The sequence below is a fragment of the Terrabacter sp. Soil810 genome (assembly GCF_001429645.1).
GTDB lineage: Bacteria > Actinomycetota > Actinomycetes > Actinomycetales > Dermatophilaceae > Terrabacter.
The window spans coordinates 587,403-602,712 of the sequence record NZ_LMSW01000011.1 but is presented as its reverse complement, the minus strand read 5'-3'; the positions used below and the strand labels follow the sequence as shown (position 1 = coordinate 602,712).

Here is a 15,310-nt window from a genome sequence, read left to right as displayed (position 1 = left end):
GAAGACCGGTTCTCACAAACGACCGAACGATCGTGCTTTTCTCTGACGACACGAAGACCATGATGACTCCTGGACTGGCAGTGGGTTGGGTGGTCGGACGGCGGACGTGCCGTCGGGTTCAGGCCGACCTGGCGACGGGCCGGCAGTCGTCGACGAGGCGGTCGAAGGCCCGCCGAGCACGCTCCTCGGCCCGGCCGTCGCGCATCAGACGACGTGCATGGTGGTGGGCGAGCACGATGCCCTCGAGCTCGTAGCCGAACTGCTCGGGATCGACGTCGTCGCGGAAGTGCCCCTCGCTCACGGCGGTGCCGACGATCATGGTCAGGGACTCGAGCTTGTCGCGCTCGGCGCGCACGAGCTCGTCACGGACCGGCCCCTCCTGGTCGTCGAACTCGCTTGCTGCGTCGACGAAGATGCAACCCCCGGCGTAGCCGGTGGACTGCCACGTGATCCACCGGTCGAAGAACTCACGCACCCGCGGCTCGCCGCGGGGTGTCGCCACGGTCGGGCGCATGACGACGTCGGTGAACCGGTCGCGGGCGTGCTGGAGCACCTGGACCTGGAGCGACTCCTTGGACGCGAAGTGGGCGTAGAGACCGCTCTTGCTCAACTTCGTCGCCGCGGCGAGCGTGCCGATGGTGAGACCTCCGAGCCCGACGAGGGACGCGAGCTCGGTCGCCTCGTCGAGGATCGCCGTCTTGGTGCTCTCACCCTTGCTCATGCACTCATAAAAGCACGATCGTTCGGTTCTTGACAAGAGCCTGGTGGGATCGCGACAACCCGTCAGGCGTCGCGCCACCACAGCAGACGCGAGAGCACGGCCCCGACGGCACGCTCGACCGCCGTCGACGGCTCACCCGAGAGCCCGATCCCGGGCGGTGCCGCGCCGTGGTGGACGGCGAACCACGGTGCGAGCGCATACCAGTCCCGGGCCCGCGCCCGCGTGTCGTGGTCCACTTCGGACGCCACGGCCTCCACGAAGGCGGCGGACGTCGCGTTGAGGGCCCAGGCGAGGTCCACGGCGGGGTCGGTGACCCGGGCGGCGCCCCAGTCGATGACGCCGGACAGGCGCCCGTCACGGGCGAGGACGTGCGCGGGCACGAGGTCGCCGTGGCAGAGGGCCTGGGCACCGACCGTGGAGACGCGGTCGAGCAGCGCCTCACCGGTCGCTCGGAGGTCGGGCGGCAGCAGGGGCAGCACGACGTGCCGGAAGCCCTCCGCCCGCGCAGCCCGCTGGACGTGGTCGTCCGCCGCCGACGGGCAGCCGGCGTCCGCGGCCAGGGGCAACGGCGTGGCATGGAGCGCCGAGAGGAAGGCCGCGAAGACATCGCCGTCCTCGGACGTCAGGTGTCCCGGGTCGACCGCCTCTCCCTCGACGAGGACGTGCCGCACGCGCAGCGGCTCACGGTCGAGCACGACCGGTCGAGGCACCTCCACGGGCAGGCCGTCCCCGATCGCCGGGAGCAGGACCGCCTCGGCGAGCAGGGCGGTCTCCACCTCGGGGCGGCGCGCGGTGCGGTCGACCCAGCGCCGCTCCACGAGCGTCGCCACGGTGTCCCACCCCTGCGGGAGCGGGACCCGGTCGGCGTTCCACGCGCGCACGATCGGCGACCAGACCGCCACGCTGTCGGGCACGATGCTCCCCGGCTGGTCGTCGAACCGGCGCACCAGCTCCTCGACGGTCACCCACTCCCCCCACGACACCTCCTCTGGCTGCCACCGGATCGGACCGTCCCACGTCACGACGAACCGGAAGGCGCGGTAGCGGGTGTGGTCGTCCGCGTAGTCCGCGACCCCGAGCGGCTCGAGCCGGACCCCGGAGACCCCGAGCTCCTCCTCCACCTCGCGCACCGCGCCCCGCGACGGGTCCTCCCCCGCCAGGACGACCCCACCGGCCGCGAGGTCGAGCAGACCCGGGTAGACGTCCTTCGTCGTGGTGCGCCGGTGGACGTACACGCGCCCCAGCGGGTCTCGCACGACGATCGAGGACGCCGCGTGGCGCAGGTTGCGGGCACGCATGACCGAGCGCGGCGCCGACCCCGCGACCTCGCCGGCCTCGTCGTAGAGCGCGACCACCTCGTCGTCGGCCATGGGGCGAGCTCAGCCGAAGAAGGAACGGACGTCGTCGAGCTCGGTGACGTCGTACCAGAGCAGCTCGTCCGCCTCCTCGTCGACACCCCCCGTGACCTCGTCGTCGAGGTGGAAGGAGGCGACGCGCGAGAGCGGTACCGGCGACGTGAGCACCACCTTCGACACGGGCGCACCGTCGCGCGGTGCGACCCACGAGGCGTCGGCGTCCGCCGACGCGACGACCCGTCGGTCCGAGCGCGTGGACCGCAGCCCGGCCGCCGCCTCCACCGCATCGCTGAAGGCGGCGTACTCGAGGTCCTCGACGTCGAGACCCGGCGCGGCCTGCTCGAGGCGCGACGTGACGGCATACGCCGTGCGCGGGGTGCCCGGTCCGGCCGCGAGCGCCCCCGTGCCGGCGAGCTCCTCGAGGCCCGCACGGCCCAGCGGCACGTAGACACGCACGACCGGCATCAGGACTCCCTCCCGCTCGTCAGCTCGGCGAGCGACTCGACGATCGACTGGCCGAGCACGTCGACGTCCGGCATCGCGTCGCGGTCGGCGTTGAGGCCGAAGTAGACGCCGCCGTTGTAGGACGTGATGCCGATCGAGAGCGCCTGCCCCTTGGCGAGCGGCGTCACCGGATAGGTCGAGAGCATCTCGGCGTCGCCGGCGTAGAGCGGGGCCTGCGGGCCCGGCACGTTGGTGATCATGACGTTGTAGAGCCGGCGAGACATCGCCGAGCCGAGCCGCGCCCCGAGGGCGTGCAGGGTCGGCGGGGCGAACCCGGCGAGGTTGGCGAGGGACGTCGCGCCGACCGCCTGGCCGCCCTCCATCTGCTGGCGCATCGCGAAGGCGATCTGGTGCAGGCGCATCGAGGCCCCGGGCTCGCCGACGGGCAGGTTGACGACGCACGCCATGACCTGGTTGGCATACATCCCGGCGGGGTCGTCGCCGTAGATGCTGACCGGCACCATCGCGCGCACCGACGTGTGCGGGCTCACGGCCTCGCCGCGTCCGAGGAGCCACGCGCGGAAGCCGCCGGCGATGGTGGCCAGCACGACGTCGTTGATCGTCACGTCCTCGGCGTACGCCCCACGCGCCAGGCGCTTGCGCACGAGGCGGTAGTCCTCGAGGTCGGTCGCGATCATGACCCACCGGCGGGCCGACCCGATCTCGGCGTTGAGGGGCGAGTCGGGGGCCGGGCGCGCCGCGGTGCGCGCGACGGTGGAGAGCACCTGGCCGGCGGACTCGACGGCACGCAGGCCGACGTTGAGGGCGTCGTTGAGGCCGCCGCGCACGAGGTCGACGACCTGGGTCGGGCGCCGCACCGCGTCGATGACGGCCCCGGTGACGAGCTCGACCGACGAGGGCGAACGGCTCGGCTCCCACGGCACGACGACGTCGTCCTGGCCCTCGCCCTTGACGGCGTCGACGATGACGTGGGCGATGTCGAGGGCGTTGACGCCGTCGATGAGCGCGTGGTGCGTCTTGGTGACGATGGCGAACCGGCCGTCGTGCAGCCCCTCGACGAGGTAGACCTCCCACAGCGGGCGGGTGCGGTCGAGCTTGCGCGGCTGGACCCGCGCGACGAAGTCCTGCAGCTGCCGGTCGCTGCCCGGGCGCGGGAGGCCCGCACGGCGCACGTGGTAGCCCATGTCGAAGGCCTCGTCGTCGACCCACACCGGGTTGCCGATGCGTCCCGGCACGTCGCGGACCTTCTGCCGGAAGCGAGGGATCGCCCCGATCCGGCTCTCGATGATCCGGACGAGCTGGTCGTAGTCGAACCCCTCGCGAGGAGGCTGGAAGACCATGACCGACCCGACGTGCATCGACGTGGTGGACTCCTCGAGGTAGAGGAACGACGCGTCGAGCGAGGTCAGGCGGTCAGACATGCTCACACTCTGCCAGACGCCCCTGCCTAGGATCGTGGCCATGCGTGCGTTTCGTGCCCTCCCGTATGCCGTGTGCGTCCTCGCCCTCGTCGCAGCCGCTGCGTGCTCGTCCGGCAGCCCCGAACCGGGGCCGGGCGGTGCCACCGGCGTCGCCTCGACGGGCAGCGTCAGGCGCCTCGAGGTGACCGTCACCGGCACGACCGTGACTCCGGCCCCGGCGCAGGTCGACCTGCCGATCGGCTCGACGCTCGAGCTCGTCGTGACGAGCGACCACGACGACGAGCTGCACGCCCACGGCTTCGACGTCGAGGCGACGCTCAAGGCCGGCACCCCGACGACGCTGCGCCTCACCGGCTCCGAGGCCGGGGTCTACGAGGTGGAGACGCACGACCCCGCCCTGACCCTGCTCACGGTCGCCGTCCGCTGACCGTGGGGCTCCTCCCGGCCGCGCTCGCCCCAGCCCGGCTCGGCGCGCTGGTCCCGGCCCACGGCGTCGGCAGCCGCGGCGACCTCCCGCTGCCGTTCACGGCCCTCGTCATCGCCGCGGTCGCGGCCCTCGTCATCTCGTTCGTCGCCATCGGCACCCTGTGGCGCGAGCCGCGCCTGAGTGACACGGACGGGGTGCTGCTGCCCGGACCGGTCGCCGCCGTCCTCGACTCGCACTGGCTGCGGGTCGTGGCGCGGGTCCTCGCGGGCATCGTCACGGTGTGGACGCTCGCCGCGCTCGTCCTCGGCCCCGACTCCGCCCGCAACCCGGTGCCCCACGTCGTCTACGTGTGGCTCTGGGTGGGGCTTGCCTTCTCCTCGATGCTGCTCGGTCCGGTCTGGCGGGTCGTCAACCCGCTGCGGGCGCTGCACGCCGGGCTGCTCCGCCTGGCCCACGTCTCCCCCGACCTCGCGGCGCTGCCCTACCGCTGGGGCCTCTGGCCGGCCGCGCTGGGGCTCGGGACCTTCACGTGGGTCGAGCTCGTCGCCGAGGACAACACCTCGCTCGGCTTCCTCCGGTTCCTCGTCGCCGGCTTCTTCGCCGTGTCGCTGCTCGGTGCGGCCGTCTTCGGCCGCACGTGGTTCGACCACGCCGACCCCTTCGAGGCGTGGTCACGCCTGCTGGGCCTGCTCGCGCCGCTCGGTCGGCGCCGCGACGGGCGGTGGGTGCTGCGCACGCCCCTCCACGGTGTCAACGGCCTGCGCGGCCAGCGGGGGCTCGTGCCCACCGTCGCCGTCATGCTCGGCGGGACGGCATACGACGGCTTCTCGGCCAACCTCTCGTGGGCGACGTTCGTGCAGACCTCACCGGTGCCGTCGGCGCTGCTGCGGACCGCCACCCTCCTCGCGTTCTTCGGCCTCGTGGCCGTGACGATCTGGCTGGCCTCGGTCGTCTCGATGAGGCTCGCCGGCGAGCCCTTCTCCCGCTCCTTCGCCTTCGTCAGCGACATCGCTCCGTCGCTGATCCCGATCGCCGGCGGCTACGTCATCGCGCACTACTGGTCCCTGTGGGTCTACCAGGGGCAGTATGCATGGCACCTGCTGACCGACCCGCTCGGCACCGGCGCCGACCTGCTCGGCACCGCCGACCTCACCCCGAGCGACCTGCTCATCCAGCCGACCCTCGTCGCGACGATCCAGGCCGTGAGCATCGTCGTCGGGCACCTGCTCGGCGGCCTGGCCGCCCACGAGCGCGCGATCACGGTCCTCGACCGCCGCGCCGCGGTGATCGGGCAGGTGCCGCTCATGGTCGTCATGGTCTTCTACACGCTCGGCGGTCTGACGATCCTCTTCGCGCCCTGAGCGGCGCCGCCTGCTCAGGTGCCGACAGCACTCGACGAGCGGCTACCCGCGCCCAGCCGACGTCGACGGCCGCGGCGATCGCGTCGGTCCCGACGATCTCCGGGCGGGGCCGTCCACGGCAGCAGGCCGGTCGCGAGGTCGGCGACGGCATGACGCACCGGAGAGTCCGGCGCGTGCTCGACGAGCGAGCGTCCGGCGAGCAGCGCCCCGTCGACGCCCGGGGCGTCGTCGGGCACGAACCGCACCGACGTGAGTCCTGCGAAGCGCAGGAGCGAGTCGGCGATGCGGGACTCGGGACGGGACCCGACGGCGCGGCTGCGGACCCGGTTGACGACGGGGACCGGCTCACCGGACGGCACCGTGCCGAGCTCCTGGAGGCCCCGGACGAAACGCTGCAGCGCCACCGGGTCGGCGCCACCGACGGCGACGACGACGTCGGAGGCCGCCAAGGAGGTCAGGGTGGCCTCGTTGCGGCGGGGGGCGACCGTGTCGTAGCTGAGCTCCTCGTCGTCCTCGAGGCAGAACGCGCAGTCGACGACGACGACCCGCACGAGCTCGCGGCTCAGCTCGAGGACCCGCTCGAGGGCGGCGGCCCGCACCTCGGGCCAGCGCTCCGCCTTCGGCAGCCCGGTCAGCACGCGCAGGCCCGGGACGACCTCGGGGGCGATCCGCGAGAGGGCGGGCAGGTCGAGCAGGCCCTGGTCGGCCGCGCGGCACGCAGCCGCGATCCCCGGCGCCTCGTCGAGCAGCCCCAGGGTCTGTGCCACGCAGCCCCCGTAGGTGTCGGCGTCGACGAGCAGCACCTCGACGCCGCGGCCGGCGATCTCGGCCGCGAGCGTCGTCGCGACGGTCGTGCGCCCCGGCGCCCCGGTGGGCCCCCACACCGCCACGACGGGCGCACGTTCGGGTCCCGGTCGCGGAGCAGTGCCGCGACCCGGGACCTCGCCGTCGACGGCCAGGACCGCGGCGTCGCGCGGCTCGTCCGACGCTCGACCCGGCGCGACGGCACCCGCAGGACGCCACCCGGAGACCTCGTCGGCGGCTGCGGCGGCTGCGGCGGCCTCGGCCGGGCTGGCCCCGTCGCGACCCGCGCCGTCGCGGAGGGCCGCCTCGAGATCGTCGACGTCGGCCGCACCGTCCTCGAGCGACTGCTGCCACCGGTCGGTGCCCGCATCGACCGCAACGGTGGCCGTGATCGTCAGCTGGCGGAGCCGGCGCTCCGCGCCCTCGTCGTCGGCGGGGTGCACCCCGATCACGCGGATCCGATTGGCGCGCAGGCGTTTCACGACCGCCAGGTCGAGTCCACGCAGGTCGGAGGAGACGACGGCGGTGTCGCCGAGGCCGGCGTCGGCCACCGAGAGCAGCTCGGACACGTCGGCACACCGACGGGTCACCGTCACGTCGCGCAGGCCCTCGAGCGTCGTCGCGACCGCCGACTCCCACTGGTGGCTGAGGGCGGTCAGGACCTCGGTCATGCTCCACCGCCCGTGACGGCTCCGACGGACGGGACGAGGGTCAGCTTGGCCTCGCCGTCCACCGCCTCGACGAGGGGCTGGACCTTGTCGGCGGGCACATAGATCTGCACCGACGTCATCGATCCCGACCCGAAGCCGCCACTGCTCGTCATCACCGCGGCCACGGCGGCGGACGCGAGGACCTTCTTCGTCGGGGTGGCCGCTGCGTCGCTCGTCGTCGAGGACTTGGGCGTGACGAAGACGTCGACGCGACTGCCGCGGGCCAGTCCCGTCGTGGACATCGCGTCGGCGCGGACGGTCACCCGCTGCACGTCGACGGCGTCGGCCCCACCGACCGCGGACACGGGCACGAGCTCGCCGGCGCGCACGTCGCGCACCATGAACGAGCCGGTCGGGGCGGGCGCGTCGGCGGCGAGGTAGCCGGTCATGCCGTCCGCGAGCCGGACGTCCGCACGCACGAAGGATGCCTCCTCGACCTCGTCACCGGCGACGAGGTTGCTCGCCGCGACCCAGACCGGGACCCGGTCGTCGGCGCTGGCGACGGCCTTGGCACCGAGCGTCGCCGCGACGACGACGAGCAGCACGCCGACCACGAGGCGGCTGTCGCGCCAGGACGGTCGCTGCAGGCGCTTGGCGCTGGGAGTGGCGAGCTCGGTCATGTGGGCCCCCTGTGGTCCGCTGGTCGATGCCTGGGCGCGCCGGGCGCAGGTCACCGCGACGACGCGGCAACATCTTGCATCAACCGGACGCAAACCGCCCGTCCAGGTGCACAGCTGGGGACGACGCACGATGACGGCGGGGTCGATCTCTAGGATGAGGACGTTCCCTGCCGTGGACCGACCGCTCGAGTGGCAGTCGGGCGGCGGTGTCCGTGCCCGGAGGCGGCGCGACGGGTACGGGTGTGGTCGAGGCCGTCGACGAGACGGTGCCAGAGGAGGAGACAACGTGGCCCAGCGGTTCCTGCAGCTCGCCGAGGTGTCGGAGATCCTCAACATCTCCTCCGCCCAGGCCTACGCCCTCGTGCGGTCCGGTGAGCTGCCGGCCATCAAGATCGGTGGCCGTGGCCAGTGGCGTGTCGAGGCCACCGAGCTCGAGGGCTACATCCAGCGGATGTACGCGGAGACGAAGTCCTTCGTGCAGGCGCACCCCTTCGGCGGCTCAGCCGAGGAGTGAGCCCGGGGCCGCCCCGCCCCGCCACCCTCAGAGGCGACGCACCGACGCGAGCGACCAGAAGGGTACGAGCAGCCGCCCGGTGACGTTGGCCGAACGCCGCGTCTCGTCGGGCGCGTGCTCGGCCAGCTCGAGGTGGTCGGACCCGACGACGTCGACGGTCCCCGTAGCCGGGTGCCCGTCCACGTCGACGACCTCCACGACGGCCCGGTCCCGGCTCACCGCCCGCAGCGCCGCCCCCAGCACGAAACGTCGGGCCACGACCGACGGCGTCCGGGCTCCCGGCCCCAAGCCCGACACGGCCCGGACCGCCGCAAGCGCCACCAGGACGGGCCGTCCCGGCGCGGTCTCGACGAGCGCCCAGTCGGGGCCGACGTCGACGAGCCGTCCCGCGACCACCCGCTCTCGCAGCCGCAGCCCGACGTGCGTCGCGTCGACATGGGCGAGCAGTCGCGCGTGGACGTCGAGCAGCGCCCGCTCACGCCGGGTCCGGTCTGCGACCTCGGCCTCGAGCCCGCGCACGTCATGCAGCGCGAGCTGGGCCTCGAGGTCGTCGAAGAGGCGGTCCCAGCGCATGCGCACACCCTCCCCTGCCCCGAGGACCGGGGCCACTCGATGTTTCTTGACCAACACCATACTTGACCAAACGTAGGTAAACTGCATTGAATGAAACCATGAACAGGGGAGCGCAGGCATCGACGGCCGCACGGTGCTCGGCGCTGACCACAGCCGGGGGCACGACAGCGGAGCCGGGCACGGCCCCCTTCGTCCGGCGCAGCCCGCGCGTCACCGACGGAGGACCACCGGCCACCGCCCGTTCGGTCCGGGCCGGCGCCCTGGGCCTCGGTGTCGCCGTCACGGCGCTCGTGCTCCTCGCGGCCGTCGCCCGGCGAGGCCTGGGCGCGACCGGTGGCACCGCCCGGCCCGACGACGTGCTCCTCGTCCTGCTCGCCTGGGTGGGCGTCCTCCTCGCCGCATGGCTGGCGCTCGGGTGCCTGCTCGGCCTCGCCGCCCTCCTGCCGGGGACGGCGGGACGGGTGGCGGGCCAGGTCGCCGAACGGGTCACCCCGGTCGCGGTGCGCAAGGTGCTGACCCTCGTCCTCGGCGCCTCCGTCGGCTCGATGGCGCTGCCACCGGCTGCGGTGTCGAGCGCCGACACCGGGCCGACCGCACGCGACGCCGGGGGTCAGGCCTCGTCTGCCGCGCCCGGGCTGTCACCCGGCTACACCCCGACCGACGTGACGCCCGGCTACACCCCGACCGACCTGACGCCCGGACACACGCCGACCGACCTGACGCCCGGCTACACCCCGACCGACCTGAGGCCCGGCCACGCACCCCCGGACGGTCGGAGTCCTGCTCCAGCAGGCCCTCCCCGGTCAACCCCGGGGGCCTCTCTCCCCGCCCTCCCGGATCCCACCGTCGGCGCGGGGCCCGGATACGCACCCACCCCGGCACCCGCCCCGCAGGGAACCGGGGCACCCGCACCGCCAAGCGCCCTTACCGGCCCGGGCTACGTCCCCACCCGACCCGCCCCCGTCCACGACGCCGACCGCTCACGCCTGCTGGCGCCGGCCCCGCGGCCCGTGGCATCGGCGCACGACCTCGTCACCGTCCGTCGCGGCGACTCCCTCTGGGCGATCGCCGCTCGTCACCTCGGTCCGGGCGCTTCCGACGCCCAGGTCGCCCACGAGTGGCCGAGGTGGTACGCCGCCAACCGCGACGTCGTGGGCGAGGACCCCGACCTGCTCGTTCCCGGGCTGCAGCTCCGTCCACCCTCGAGCGCGCCGGCACCGGCCGCCGCGTCCCGGTCGACCTCGCCCCACCCGTCCGTCACCCACCCCGGCGTCGGCAGCGGCGCCGCCGCTGAGCAGGGAGCCCGGTGATGGCCAGAGCGACGCCCGCAGCCGACCCGGCGGCCACGTCCGCGCGCGACGGCTTCACCGTCCGACGCATCCCCCAGACCGCACCACGGATCATCAGCGCCGACGAGGCCTGGCACGGCGAGCCGCCCTACGCCCAGGACGCCCTCGCCCTCGACTTCTTCGGCGCGCGCGACGACGAGGACTTCGGCCGCCAGCCGACCCGCACAAGCCTGCTCCCCGAGCCCGCCCCGCTCGTCGTCCGCCTCGCGCAGGCCATCATCGAGGTCGTCTCGGGCCAGCGACCCGCCCCGCAGCTGATCCGCCACACGGCGCCGACGATCTACTCGGTCATCGCCCGGCAGGCCATGGTCGCGGGCCGGCGTCGCGCGCCCGGGCCGAGACGTCCGGCGATCGTGCGTCGCGTGCGCGTGTGCGAGCCCGCCGACGGCATCGTCGAGGCCTGCGCCGTCGTCGTCTCCCACGGCCGCGTCCGGGCCCTCGCCCTGCGGCTCGAGGGCCTCGACGGTCGATGGCTCGTCACGGCGCTCACCATCGGCTGACCGCGACCCGTCATCGACGAGGGCACACGCGGCGTACGCCCTCGGACCGGGCGGCGAACGGCCCGGCACCCTCAGGGGCCGGGCCGTCTCGCGTGGTGGGTCAGCGGCGCTTGCGCTTGACCTTCTTGCCGCGGCGGTCGGCCTTGCGCTCGACGGTCTGCTGGCCGCTGGTCTCGACGGCGCGACCGTCCTCACCGGGAGCGGTGTAGTGCAGGGCTGCCGGGCGCTGCGCCCCGGGGTCGAGGTCGACGCCCGAGACCCGGACACCGGAGCCGAACGGGCGACGTCCTGCCGCCAGGGCCTCCGCCTCCTCGTCCGTCTCGCCGTTGCGGGCGGCGGCACCCGTCGTGTCGTCGGCCACGTGGCCGGCAGCGGCGAGCCCGCCGACGAGGTCCCCGACCGACATCGGTGCGGCCCCGACGGGGGTCGCAGCGGCCTCAGGAAGCTGCACCTCGACGGAGAAGAGGTGGCTGACCGACTCCTCCTTGATGGCCTCCATCATCGCCTCGAAGAGCTGGAAGCCCTCGCGCTGGTACTCGATGAGGGGGTCGCGCTGGGCCATGGCCCGCAGACCGATGCCCTCCTGGAGGTAGTCCATCTCGTAGAGGTGCTCGCGCCACTTGCGGTCCAGGACCGACAGGACGACGCGGCGCTCGACCTCACGCATCGTCTCGGCGCCGAGCGTCTCCTCGCGCTGGTCGTACGCGTGGTGCGCGTCGGACATGAGCTGCTCGCGCAGCAGGTCGGCGGTGATGGCCTGCCGGCCGCCGGCCATGTCCTCGACCTCGTCGACGGTGAGCGAGACGGGGTAGACCTGACGCATCGCGTCCCAGAGCTTCTCGAGGTCCCAGTCGGCCGCGAAACCCTCGGCCGTGGCGGCGTCGACGTAGGAGCCGACGACGTCGTTGACGAACAGCCGCAGCTGCTCGTGGAGGTCCTCGCCCTCGAGCACTGCGCGGCGCTCGTCGTAGATGACCTGGCGCTGGCGGTTCATGACGTCGTCGTACTTGAGGACGTTCTTGCGGATCTCGTAGTTCTGCGCCTCGACCGAGCCCTGGGCCTTCTGGATCGAGTTCGTCACCATCTTCGACTCGATCGGCACGTTGTCCTCCATGCCGGCCGTCTGCATGAAGCGGTCGACGAGGCCGGCGTTGAACAGACGCATCAGGTCGTCGTTGAGCGAGAGGTAGAAGCGCGACTCGCCCGGGTCGCCCTGGCGGCCGGACCGACCACGCAGCTGGTTGTCGATGCGTCGCGACTCGTGGCGCTCGGTGCCGAGCACGTAGAGTCCGCCGAGCTCGGTGACCTCCTCGTGCTCCGCCGCGACGTCACGCTCGGCCGCGGCGAGGGCCTCGTCCCAGGCGGCTTCGTACTCCTCCGGCGTCTCGTGCGGGTCGAGACCGCGGCGCTTGAGCTCTGCGACGGCCCGGAACTCGGAGTTGCCGCCGAGCATGATGTCGGTGCCTCGACCGGCCATGTTCGTCGCGACGGTGACGGCGCCCTTGCGACCGGCGTCGGCGACGATCGCGGCCTCGCGCTCGTGCTGCTTGGCGTTCAGCACCTCGTGCTTGATGCCGCGCTTCTTCAGCTGCTGCGAGAGGTACTCGCTCTTCTCGACCGACACGGTGCCGACCAGGACTGGCTGGCCGACGGCGTACTTCTCGGAGATGTCGTCGACGACGGCGTCGTACTTGGCGACCTCGGTGCGGTAGACGAGGTCGGCCTGGTCCTTGCGGACCATCGGGCGGTTCGTCGGGATCGGGATCACGCCGAGCTTGTAGATCGAGTTGAGCTCGGCCGCCTCGGTCTGGGCGGTGCCGGTCATGCCCGAGAGCTTGTCGTACATACGGAAGTAGTTCTGCAGGGTGATCGTGGCGAGCGTCTGGTTCTCGTTCTTGATCTCGACGCCCTCCTTCGCCTCGATCGCCTGGTGCATGCCCTCGTTGTAGCGGCGGCCGGGGAGCATGCGGCCGGTGTGCTCGTCGACGATGAGGATCTCGCCGTTCATGACGACGTAGTCCTTGTCCTTCTTGAACAGCTCCTTGGCCTTGATGGAGTTGTTGAGGTAGCCGATGAGCGGCGTGTTGACCGTGTCGTAGAGGTTGTCGATGCCCAGGAGGTCCTCGACGCGCGCGATGCCGGACTCGAGGACGCCGACGGTGCGCTTCTTCTCGTCGACCTCGTAGTCGCCGCGGCCGTCCTCACCGCGGTTCAGGCGGGCGGCGATGCGGGCGAACTCGACGTACCACTTGGTCGCGAGGTCGGCCGGGCCGGAGATGATGAGCGGCGTGCGCGCCTCGTCGATGAGGATCGAGTCGACCTCGTCGACGATGCAGAAGTTGTGGCCACGCTGGACGAGCTCGGCGGGGTCCCACGCCATGTTGTCGCGCAGGTAGTCGAACCCGAACTCGTTGTTGGTGCCGTAGGTGATGTCCTTGGCGTACTCGGCACGACGCTGCTCGGGCGTCATCGAGGCGAGGATGCAGCCGGTCTCCATGCCGAGCGCGCGGTGCACGCGGCCCATCAGCTCGGACTGGTACTCGGCGAGGAAGTCGTTGACGGTGATGACGTGGACGCCCTTGCCCGACAGGGCGTTGAGGTAGCTCGGCAGGGTCGCGACGAGCGTCTTGCCCTCACCGGTCTTCATCTCGGCGACGTTGCCCTGGTGCAGCGCGGCACCACCCATGAGCTGCACGTCGAAGTGACGCTTGCCAAGGGTGCGCTTGCTCGCCTCGCGGACGGCCGCGAAGGCCTCCGGCAGCAGCATGTCGAGCGTCTCGCCGTTGTCGAGGCGCTCGCGGAAACCCTTGGTCTCGTCGCGCAGCTCCTCGTCGGTGAGCTTTTCGAAGTCGGCCTCGAGGGCGTTGACCTGCTTGGCAAGGCCCTGGAGCTTCTTCAGGGTCCGGCCCTCGCCGGCGCGAAGCAGCTTCTCGATGACGGCCATCTGGTGATCTCACTCCCGACTGAACGTGTGGACTCGCCCGGTGGGCGGGCTCCATCGCCCGTGATGGGTCACGGGACCCGCCTAGGCTAGCCGCCTTCCGGACACAACGACCAACGCATCGGCGGTCGGGCCGGTTCCGGCACCGGCGCAGCCCGCGCCCCCTCCCGTCACCGACGGCGTATGCCGTGTGCCCGGGGGCGCGCTCAGCGGCTCGTGGCGGCGTCGGCCGGGGCGGGCTGCTCGGGCGCGGCGAGCGCGTCGCCCGACGCGGCGGGCAGGTCGCCCGACGGGTCGAGGGACAGGTCGACCCGACCGAGTCCGAGCCAGTCGGCCATCGACTCGAGGTTGGCAACCAGGGCGGGGCGGGCGTCGGCAGGGGCCCCGGGCTCCCACGTGACCCGGTGGCAGCGCAGCACGCCCGCGACGCGGTCGGCCTTGAGGTCGCAGCGCGCGACGAGGGCGTCGCCGTACAGGAAGGGCAGGACGTAGTAGCCGTGCACGCGCTTCTGCGCCGGCGTGTAGATCTCGATGCGGTAGAGGAAGTCCCAGAGGGCGTGGATGCGCTCGCGCTGCCAGACGAGCGAGTCGAAGGGACTGAGCAGGGCCTCGGCGTGCACGCGCCGGGGCAGCCGTGCCTCGGCGTGGAGCCAGGCCGGCTTCCAGCCCGGCACGGTGACCGGGATGAGCTCGCCGTCGGCGACGAGCTGGGCGATGGCCGGGCGGGCGTCCTCGCGCTTGATCCGGAAGTAGTCGGCCAGGCACAGCTCGGTGCCGACGCCGTGGGCCCGGGCGGCGATGCGGACGAGCTCGAGATGGCGGTCGGGGTCGGCCTCGGGACCCGGCCGGTCGGTCCAGGCCGCCCGCAGCGGCGGTGGGGCGGTCGCGGCGAGCGCGGCATAACGTCGCTCGAACTGGGTCGTGCGCCCCGCGGAGCTGATCTGCCCGGCCCAGAAGAGGTACTCGAGCGCCTGCTTGACGTCGGACCAGTTCCAGCCCCAGTGGTCGGTCCGGCGCGGCTGGTCGTGCGCGAGGGCGACCTCGACCTCCCGCGCCGTCATGGGGCCACGGGCCTCGACCTCGGCCCGCACCAGGTCGACGTAGTCGGGGCGCTCCTCGAGGATGCGCCGCATCCCGCCCCACGCCTTCTCGGCGGCCGCGCGCATGCGGAAGTCGAGCAGCGGCCACGTCGAGGGCGGGACGAGACTGGCCTCGTGGGCCCAGTACTCGACGAGGCGCCTCGGGGCACGGTCGCGGGCCCGGTCGAGGAGCGCGGGGTCGTAGGGCCCCAGACGTGAGAAGAACGGGAGGTACTGGCTCCGGGCGAGGACGTTGACGCTGTCGATCTGGACGACCCCGACGCGGTCGATGACGCGCTGCACATGGCGCATCGTCGCCGCGAACGGCTCGGGTCTCGGGTCGAGGAAGCCCTGGGCGGCGATGGCGACGCGGCGGGCCTGGGCGCGCGTCATCGGGCGCGTGACGACGGTCATGGACGGTGCTCCTGGACAGGTCGGCCGTGTCGGCGGGGTCGGCCGTGTCGGTCGGG

General features: G+C 72.8%; 14 protein-coding genes. 5 read left to right on the top strand and 9 right to left on the bottom strand.

The window, feature by feature from the left end:
• Positions 1 to 118: 118 nt before the first annotated feature.
• The 4 genes from ASG96_RS08695 to ASG96_RS08680 form a co-directional block, all read right to left on the bottom strand.
• Positions 119 to 721, bottom strand: a complete 603-nt coding sequence (locus tag ASG96_RS08695; RefSeq protein ID WP_056753347.1) for a TetR/AcrR family transcriptional regulator — start codon at positions 719 to 721, stop codon at positions 119 to 121.
• Between the two features lie 62 nt (positions 722 to 783).
• Positions 784 to 2,091 carry a phosphotransferase gene (locus ASG96_RS23605; RefSeq protein ID WP_162260182.1) on the bottom strand — a complete coding sequence of 436 codons (1,308 nt, stop codon included), beginning with the start codon at positions 2,089 to 2,091 and terminating at the stop codon, positions 784 to 786.
• A gap of 9 nt (positions 2,092 to 2,100) precedes the next feature.
• Positions 2,101 to 2,541, bottom strand: a complete 441-nt coding sequence (locus ASG96_RS08685; RefSeq protein ID WP_056753345.1) for a hypothetical protein — start codon at positions 2,539 to 2,541, stop codon at positions 2,101 to 2,103.
• Complete coding sequence (locus ASG96_RS08680; RefSeq protein ID WP_056753343.1) at positions 2,541 to 3,962, bottom strand: wax ester/triacylglycerol synthase family O-acyltransferase; 1,422 nt, start codon at positions 3,960 to 3,962, stop codon at positions 2,541 to 2,543. Before ASG96_RS08680 ends, ASG96_RS08685 begins: the two co-directional genes overlap by 1 nt.
• Before the next feature lie 40 nt (positions 3,963 to 4,002).
• Between ASG96_RS08680 and ASG96_RS08675 the strand changes: the two genes are divergently transcribed.
• Positions 4,003 to 4,389 carry a hypothetical protein gene (locus ASG96_RS08675; RefSeq protein WP_057587741.1) on the top strand — a complete coding sequence of 129 codons (387 nt, stop codon included), beginning with the start codon at positions 4,003 to 4,005 and terminating at the stop codon, positions 4,387 to 4,389.
• Positions 4,390 to 4,391: 2 nt separating this feature from the next.
• Positions 4,392 to 5,750, top strand: coding sequence for a hypothetical protein (locus ASG96_RS08670; protein WP_235509116.1), 1,359 nt, complete (start codon positions 4,392 to 4,394; stop codon positions 5,748 to 5,750).
• A 14-nt stretch (positions 5,751 to 5,764) separates the two neighbouring features.
• Here ASG96_RS08670 and ASG96_RS08665 read toward each other — a convergent pair whose 3' ends face one another.
• Positions 5,765 to 7,225, bottom strand: coding sequence for a ParA family protein (locus ASG96_RS08665; protein WP_057587740.1), 1,461 nt, complete (start codon positions 7,223 to 7,225; stop codon positions 5,765 to 5,767).
• Complete coding sequence (locus ASG96_RS08660; protein WP_056753333.1) at positions 7,222 to 7,884, bottom strand: hypothetical protein; 663 nt, start codon at positions 7,882 to 7,884, stop codon at positions 7,222 to 7,224. The genes ASG96_RS08665 and ASG96_RS08660 overlap by 4 nt, the downstream gene beginning before the upstream one ends.
• A gap of 286 nt (positions 7,885 to 8,170) precedes the next feature.
• Here ASG96_RS08660 and ASG96_RS08655 point away from each other — a divergent pair, with 286 nt between their 5' ends.
• Complete coding sequence (locus ASG96_RS08655) at positions 8,171 to 8,398, top strand: helix-turn-helix domain-containing protein (protein WP_020142994.1); 228 nt, start codon at positions 8,171 to 8,173, stop codon at positions 8,396 to 8,398.
• 27 nt (positions 8,399 to 8,425) lie between these two features.
• On the opposite strand, the gene ASG96_RS08650 is transcribed toward ASG96_RS08655, so the two are convergent.
• A complete protein-coding gene (locus tag ASG96_RS08650; protein ID WP_056754617.1) occupies positions 8,426 to 8,971 on the bottom strand; it encodes a hypothetical protein in 546 nt (181 codons plus the stop codon).
• Positions 8,972 to 9,069: 98 nt separating this feature from the next.
• On the opposite strand from ASG96_RS08650, the gene ASG96_RS08645 reads away from it, so the two are divergent.
• Positions 9,070 to 10,281: a LysM domain-containing protein gene (locus ASG96_RS08645; protein ID WP_057587739.1), complete on the top strand. Its 1,212-nt coding sequence runs from the start codon at positions 9,070 to 9,072 to the stop codon at positions 10,279 to 10,281.
• Positions 10,281 to 10,820, top strand: a complete 540-nt coding sequence (locus tag ASG96_RS08640; RefSeq protein ID WP_056753327.1) for an Rv3235 family protein — start codon at positions 10,281 to 10,283, stop codon at positions 10,818 to 10,820. Before ASG96_RS08645 ends, ASG96_RS08640 begins: the two co-directional genes overlap by 1 nt.
• 100 nt (positions 10,821 to 10,920) lie before the next feature.
• On the opposite strand, the gene secA is transcribed toward ASG96_RS08640, so the two are convergent.
• Positions 10,921 to 13,764: a preprotein translocase subunit SecA gene (gene secA / locus ASG96_RS08635; RefSeq protein ID WP_056753324.1), complete on the bottom strand. Its 2,844-nt coding sequence runs from the start codon at positions 13,762 to 13,764 to the stop codon at positions 10,921 to 10,923.
• A gap of 203 nt (positions 13,765 to 13,967) precedes the next feature.
• On the bottom strand, positions 13,968 to 15,254 hold the full coding sequence (locus ASG96_RS08630; protein WP_235506415.1) for a winged helix-turn-helix domain-containing protein: 1,287 nt from the start codon (positions 15,252 to 15,254) through the stop codon (positions 13,968 to 13,970).
• Positions 15,255 to 15,310 lie beyond the last annotated feature (56 nt).

Coding starts and splice junctions, on each gene's coding strand:
- ASG96_RS08645 (WP_057587739.1), top strand. CDS start 9,070: ATGAACAGGGGAGCGCAGGCATCGACGGCCGCACGGTGCTCGGCGCTG.
- ASG96_RS08640 (WP_056753327.1), top strand. CDS start 10,281: ATGGCCAGAGCGACGCCCGCAGCCGACCCGGCGGCCACGTCCGCGCGC.
- ASG96_RS08680 (WP_056753343.1), bottom strand. CDS start 3,962: ATGTCTGACCGCCTGACCTCGCTCGACGCGTCGTTCCTCTACCTCGAG.
- ASG96_RS08660 (WP_056753333.1), bottom strand. CDS start 7,884: ATGACCGAGCTCGCCACTCCCAGCGCCAAGCGCCTGCAGCGACCGTCC.
- ASG96_RS08650 (WP_056754617.1), bottom strand. CDS start 8,971: ATGCGCTGGGACCGCCTCTTCGACGACCTCGAGGCCCAGCTCGCGCTG.
- ASG96_RS08665 (WP_057587740.1), bottom strand. CDS start 7,225: ATGACCGAGGTCCTGACCGCCCTCAGCCACCAGTGGGAGTCGGCGGTC.
- ASG96_RS08630 (WP_235506415.1), bottom strand. CDS start 15,254: ATGACCGTCGTCACGCGCCCGATGACGCGCGCCCAGGCCCGCCGCGTC.
- ASG96_RS08675 (WP_057587741.1), top strand. CDS start 4,003: ATGCGTGCGTTTCGTGCCCTCCCGTATGCCGTGTGCGTCCTCGCCCTC.
- secA (WP_056753324.1), bottom strand. CDS start 13,764: ATGGCCGTCATCGAGAAGCTGCTTCGCGCCGGCGAGGGCCGGACCCTG.
- ASG96_RS23605 (WP_162260182.1), bottom strand. CDS start 2,091: ATGGCCGACGACGAGGTGGTCGCGCTCTACGACGAGGCCGGCGAGGTC.
- ASG96_RS08685 (WP_056753345.1), bottom strand. CDS start 2,541: ATGCCGGTCGTGCGTGTCTACGTGCCGCTGGGCCGTGCGGGCCTCGAG.
- ASG96_RS08695 (WP_056753347.1), bottom strand. CDS start 721: ATGAGCAAGGGTGAGAGCACCAAGACGGCGATCCTCGACGAGGCGACC.